This window comes from Thermus sp. KWY1, assembly GCF_057547025.1.
Map to the genome: position 1 here is coordinate 64,240 of NZ_BAAJPG010000041.1, position 5,980 is coordinate 70,219.

The 5,980-nt window shown below is 63.6% G+C and carries 5 protein-coding genes, 1 tRNA gene and 1 rRNA gene; 5 read left to right on the forward strand and 2 right to left on the reverse strand.

What is annotated here, in order from left to right:
* Positions 1-34 precede the first annotated feature (34 nt).
* The gene (locus AC27GT_RS11905; protein ID WP_487224201.1) at positions 35-1,852 is read right to left on the reverse strand and encodes a peptidylprolyl isomerase; all 1,818 of its coding nucleotides are present in this window, start codon (positions 1,850-1,852) and stop codon (positions 35-37) included.
* Between the two features lie 44 nt (positions 1,853-1,896).
* Between AC27GT_RS11905 and AC27GT_RS11910 the strand changes: the two genes are divergently transcribed.
* From AC27GT_RS11910 to AC27GT_RS11925, 4 genes are all read left to right on the forward strand, one after another.
* Positions 1,897-1,973: transfer RNA gene (locus tag AC27GT_RS11910), tRNA-Arg, on the forward strand.
* An 89-nt stretch (positions 1,974-2,062) separates the two neighbouring features.
* Positions 2,063-3,214, forward strand: a complete 1,152-nt coding sequence (locus AC27GT_RS11915; protein WP_038070978.1) for an MFS transporter — start codon at positions 2,063-2,065, stop codon at positions 3,212-3,214.
* Entirely contained in the window at positions 3,211-4,017 is an 807-nt protein-coding gene (locus AC27GT_RS11920) for a universal stress protein (protein ID WP_054391650.1), read from the forward strand. Before AC27GT_RS11915 ends, AC27GT_RS11920 begins: the two co-directional genes overlap by 4 nt.
* Before the next feature lie 48 nt (positions 4,018-4,065).
* On the forward strand, positions 4,066-4,497 hold the full coding sequence (locus AC27GT_RS11925) for a CBS domain-containing protein (protein WP_038031853.1): 432 nt from the start codon (positions 4,066-4,068) through the stop codon (positions 4,495-4,497).
* Here AC27GT_RS11925 and AC27GT_RS11930 read toward each other — a convergent pair.
* Positions 4,494-4,841, reverse strand: a complete 348-nt coding sequence (locus AC27GT_RS11930) for a phage holin family protein (protein WP_015716084.1) — start codon at positions 4,839-4,841, stop codon at positions 4,494-4,496. The genes AC27GT_RS11925 and AC27GT_RS11930 overlap by 4 nt on opposite strands.
* Before the next feature lie 152 nt (positions 4,842-4,993).
* Here AC27GT_RS11930 and AC27GT_RS11935 point away from each other — a divergent pair.
* Positions 4,994-5,980 (forward strand): 23S ribosomal RNA (locus tag AC27GT_RS11935); the annotation flags it as partial.

Here is a 5,980-nt window from a genome sequence, read left to right on the forward strand (position 1 = left end):
GGCGCCTGGGGCCTCCCTGCGGGTTTCTTCCGGCCTAGGGCTTGGAAGGCGCTTCCTTGGGAGCCTCCTGTGTAGGGGATTTCGCCGGCTCCTGGGTTTTGGGGGTGAGTTCCGCCAGCACCTGGCTCAGGCGGTTTTCTATTTGGGCGGCCTTGCGGAGCTCCTGGATAAGGGCCTGGGCCTGCTGCTGCCGCTTCCGGTTGATGACCCCTTCCTTAGCCTGCTCCACCACTTCCGCGAAGGGCTTGAGCACCTCCGCCTTGCGGTCTTTGATGATCAGCACGGCAAAGGTGCCATCTTCCAGCTTCACCACCTCGCTCACCTCCCCCAAAGGACCCTTGGGGAAGGTTTCCTTCACCTTGAAGACCAGGCGGTCCAAGACGGCGGGGAGCTGGTTGGGGTTCACGGTGCCGTACTCGGTGACGCTGCCCTCCTGGGCCTTGGCCAGGGCCTGAAGATCGCCGCCTTTTAAAGCCGCCTCCCGGAAGGCCTTGGCCTTGGCCTCGGCCTTGAAGACCACCCCCGTTACCTCGGCGCTGGCGGGGATGGTGAAGAGGGCGGGGTTTTCCGCATAGAACTTGCGGGCTTCCTCCTCGGTGGCGGTGAGGCCCCGGGTTTCGTAGAGGAGGTAGGCCTGGGCGATCTGGTCCTTGGAGCCGATGAAGGGTTGGCCGCTCTTCTTGGCGGCCTCCACCAGGAGCTCGCGGTCGATCAGGCTTTCCAGGGTCTGGGGCAGGAAGAACTGCACCGCCAGCTCCCCCAGGCCCTGCTGGATGAGGGATGCGGTCTGCTGGTTGGAGAAAACCGGCTGGAGAATCTCGCTCAGCAGGATTTCCCTGTCGCCCACCTTGGCCACAGGAGGGTTCTTGTAGCTGTAGGGGCTATCCTCGGCGAAGCGCACCTGGGCCTTCCGGCGGAGGTCTTCCAGGTAGGCCTCGAGGGCCCCGTTCCCCTTGGCCTCCTGGGCATCCTTCTCCACCTGCTCCTTCACCTCCTCAAAGGTGGGCACCTTGGGGGGCAGGTACTCCTCCACCTTCACCAGGTAGTACCGGCCCCCAGCCTCTATGGGCCCCACCAGGCCAGGCCCCTTCTTGGCGAAGACTGCCTCCGCCACCTTCTCGGGGAAGACCACCTTGGTCACGGGTTTGGGCTCGCTTTCTCCGGGAGCTGCCCCCAAGGCCCCACCTTGCTCGGCACCCACCTTGGAGTGCTGCTTGGCCAAGGCGGCAAAGTCCTCCCCGGCCTTGGCCTTGGCCAGAAGCTCCGCCGCCAGTTTGGCATCGTCCACCACGATCTGGCGGGCCTTCACCCGGGGCTCACCCTTGTAGTTCTCCTGGTGCACCTCAAAGTAGAACCGCACTTCTTCCGGGGTGGGCTTGGCCGCGGAGCGGATCTGCTCGAGGCGCTTCTGGATCTGGAGCTGGGTTTTTACCTCACTCCTGAGCTGGGCATCCGTGTACCCCACCTGGTTCAGGAACTGCTCGTAGGCCTTTTTGTCCTTCAGGCCAAACTGCTCCTTGATGCGGTCCACCTCCTTGCGCACCTCGGCGCTACCCACCCGTATCCGGGCGGCGTCCTGTTTGAGGGCCTCGGTGAGGATCACCTGCTCCAGGAAATGGGTGTCCACCAGGTTCTTGAGGAGCCCTTGCGGGTTTGCGGCGTAAAGGGGGTCGTTCCCCTGGAGCCTGAGCAGGTCCAGCTCGTAAACCGCCTTCCCGTTCACCCACAGCACGGGTTTGCCCCGTGCCTGCTGCCCTGCCTGCGGGGTGAAGAGGAGGATGGCCCCCACGGCAAAGGCCAAGGCCAGAAGACCGAAAAGGATGGTGATGGCTTTCTTGCTGATACCGAACACTTGACCGCCTCCTCCTTAGCGTGCTAGGATACATCCCGCTGAGTGCGCCCGTAGCTCAGCTGGATAGAGCGTCGGCCTCCGGAGCCGAAGGTCAGAGGTTCGAGTCCTCTCGGGCGCGCCATTTTTCTTTTTCCCCCGCCTACCGGAAAGCCCACAAGCACGAAGGGATTGTAACACACTCCCCATGAGAAAGGGGTTTAGCATGGGAGGGTGCTGCCGCTTCTCCTGGCCTGGCTTCACACGGTCAACGACCTCTTTTCCAACTTCCTCACACCCCTTCTGCCCAAGCTGATGGCCCACTTTGGGGTAGGGCTTGGGACGGTGGGGCTTCTGGTGTCCGTGTATTCCCTTACGGGTAGCCTTTTTCAGCCCCTGGCCGGCCTCATCGCCGACCGGTTGGACCGAAGGCTTTTGGCGGCCTTGGGGCCGGTGCTGGTGGCTTTGGGCATGGGCTCTTTGGGCCTATGGCCCCGGTTCGAGGTACTGCTTCTGGTCCTGGGGCTTGCCGGCTTGGGTTCGGCTCTTTTCCACGCCTCGGGGGCCAGCCTGGTGGGGGAGTTTGCCCCCAGGGAGCGGAGGGGTTTTTGGCTTTCCTTTTTCGGGTCCGCCGGGTACTTGGGTCTTTCCCTGGGACCGGTGGTGGCCTTGTTCGCCGTGGGGGCCTGGGGGCTTAGGGGCCTAGTGTGGTTAACCCCGCTCGCCCTGGTGCCGGCCCTGCTCCTCCTGCGCCTGCCCCCCGTGCGGCGCCAGGGAAAGCCCGCGGGTTTCAGGGACTTTCTGAGGGTCTTTCGCGGGGATGTGGCCCGGCTTTGGGGGATGGCCACCTTAAGGAGCCTGGTGTTTATGAGCTTTTCCACCACCTTGCCCTATTGGTTTACCCAAAGGGGCCTTTCCGATGCGTACATCGCCTTAAGCCTTTCCGCCTATAGCTTCTCCGCCACCTTGGGCGCCTTTCTTGGGGGCACCCTTTCCGACCGCCTGGGGCGGAAGGCGGTTTTGGTGGGGACCCTGGCCTTTGGGCTTCCCCTGTACCTGGGCCTTCTTTTCCTGCCTCCCGGGGGTGCGCCCTACCTGGTCCTTCTGGGCCTGACCGGGGCCTTGATGAACGCGGGGATCCCGGTGGCCGTGGCCTTGGCCCAGGAGCTGGAACCGGGCCAAACGGCCACGGTTTCCGGGCTTCTCATGGGCTTCACCTGGGGTTTCGCCGGGCTCTTCTACGCCCCCATAGGCCACTGGATCGAGGTCTTTGGCGTGATGCCGGTTCTCCTGGCCCTGGGGGCCTTGATCCTGCCCGCCTGGGCCTTGGCCCAGGGGGTACGGGAACCGGGGGCTGGGCCTGAGGGCCGTAAGATGGATCCATGAGGATCCTTCTGGCCACAGATGGCTCTCCCCAGGCCCGGGGGGCGGAGGTGCTGGCGGAGTGGCTTTGCTACAAGCTTTCCGCCAAGTTGGTGGCCCTCTACGTCCGGGATTCCCGCCTCATCCGGGTGCTGGAGCTCATGGACTTCGGGGCCCTTTCCGTGCCCGTGCCCGCCTACCGGGAAGAGCTGGAAAAGGCCCTTTCCGCCCATGGCGAGGCCTTATTGGAGCGTATTCGCAAAAGCGCCGAGGAGGCGGGGCTTCAGGTGGAGGTCTTCATGGAAACCGGGTTACCCCACGAGGTGATCCTGCGCCATGCCCGCACCGCAGACCTCCTGGTCATGGGCCGAAGCGGGGAAGCCCATGGGGGAAGCTTCGTGGGGTTGGGAAGCACCGTGGACAGGGTTTTAAGAACCTCGCCTACCCCGGTTCTGGTGGCCCCCACCGACTACGTGGAGATACAAGGGGCCATCCTGGGTTACAACGCTTCGGAAAGCGCGGTGCGGGCCTTGCACACCTTAGCCGGTTTGGCCAAACCCCTGGGGCTTTTGGTGCGGGTGGTGAGCGTGCACGACGATCCGGTGCAGGCAGGGACCTGGGCCCTCGAGGCGCAGACCTACCTGCAGGACCAGGGGATCCGGGTGGAGTCCCTGGCCTTCTCGGGCGATCCCGCAGAGCATCTTCTGTCCCTGCAAACCCCCTCGGATCTTCTGGCCCTGGGAGCGCCGGTGCGCCGCCTGGTCCTGGGGAGCACCGCCGAATACGTGGTGCGCCATGCGGTGGGGCCGGTCCTCACCGTGCGATAAGCGCTTGCTCGGTCTGGTATAATGAACCCCTAAAGGAAGGGGGGTTCTATGACCGTTCGGCAGGTCCTGTTGCGCAAGGGGGGAGGGGTCTATAGCGTTCACCCCCAGGCCACGGTGCTGGAGGCTTTGCGCAAGCTGGCGGAGCACGACATCGGGGCCCTCCTGGTCATGGAGGGGGAGAGGCTTCTCGGGATCTTCTCCGAGCGGGACTATGCCCGGAAGCTGGTCCTCCTGGGCCGGTTTTCCAAGGACACCCTGGTGGAGGAGGTCATGACCCGCGAGGTGATCACGGTGACTCCCGAAACCACCTTGCAAGAGGCCATGCGCCTGATGACCGAGCACCGGGTGCGGCATCTTCCCGTCTTGGAAGAGGGCAGGGTGGTCGGGGTGGTTTCCATCGGGGATGCGGTCAAGGCCATCATCACCGAGCAGGAGGTCCTGATCGAGGAGCTTTCCCGCTACGTGATGGAAAACCGCTAGTCTCGGAAAAGCCAGCTGAGAAGAAGGCTTACCAGGGAAAGGATCAAGGCCCCGATGAGGGCTTCCGCAAAGCCCGGCACTTGAAGGGCTGTGGCCTCGGCCACCAGGTAAAGCACGATGCCGTTGACCACCAGGGTGAAGAGCCCCAGGGTCATGAGGTTTAAGGGCAGGGTCAGGAAAAGGAGAAGGGGCCGCAGTAAGGCATTGGCCAGCCCCCATACCGCACCCGCCACCAAGTAGTCCAAAAGCCCTGCCTCCCGGGCGAAGGAAACCCCCGGGTACACCAGGCTTACCACCCAAAGGGCCAGGGTGTTGAGGAGAAGCCGTACCAACAGGCCGCGCACGCCCTTAGCTTACCCGAAAAGCCTCCACCCCCCTTGACAGTCTTGTGTTGGTCTGGTAGTTTTTTCTTTGCGCTGCCTGAAGGGGCGGCGGGGGATCTTGAAAGCTGGGGTGGAGGATAGGTAGTTGGAGGCCGTGATGAGCGGCCTTTGAGGGTCAAGATGCTAAGGGCCCACGGTGGATGCCTTGGCACCCGAGCCGATGAAGGACGTGGCTACCTGCGATAAGCCAGGGGGAGCCGGTAGCGGGCGTTGATCCCTGGATGTCCGAATGGGGGAACCCGGCCCGTGGGAACACGGGTCACCGCCGATTGGCGGGGGGAACCTGGGGAACTGAAACATCTCAGTACCCAGAGGAGAGGAAAGCGAAAGCGACTCCCTGAGTAGCGGCGAGCGAAAGGGGAAGAGCCTAAACCGTCTGGCTTGTCCGGGCGGGGTAGTGGGGCCCTCGGATACCGAATCCCCGACTCTAGCCGAAGCTGTTGGGAAGCAGCGCCGGAGAAGGTGAAAGCCCTGTAGGCGAAAGGGGAGGGGATAGGTGAGGGTACCCGAGTACCCTGTGGTTCGTGGAGCCATGGGGGAATCTGGGCGGACCACCGCCTAAGGCTAAGTACTCCGGGTGACCGATAGTGAACCAGTACCGTGAGGGAAAGGTGAAAAGAACCCCGGGAGGGGAGTGAAATAGAGCCTGAAACCGTGGGCTTACAAGCAGTCGCGGCCCCTTTGGGGGTTGCGGCGTGCCTATTGAAGCATGAGCCGGCGACTCACGGTCGTGGGCGAGCTTAAGCCGTGGAGGCGGAGGCGTAGGGAAACCGAGTCCGAAGAGGGCGTTAGTCCGCGGCCGTGGACCCGAAACCGGGTGAGCTAGCCCTGGCCAGGGTGAAGCTGGGGTGAAGCCCAGTGGAGGCCCGAACCGGTGGGGGATGCAAACCCCTCGGATGAGCTGGGGTTAGGAGTGAAAAGCTAACCGAACCCGGAGATAGCTGGTTCTCCCCGAAATGACTTTAGGGTCAGCCTCAGGTGCTGACTGGGGCCTGTAGAGCACTGATAGGGCTAGGGGGCCCACCAGCCTACCAAACCCTGTCAAACTCCGAAGGGTCCCAGGTGGAGCCTGGGAGTGAGGGCGCGAGCGATAACGTCCG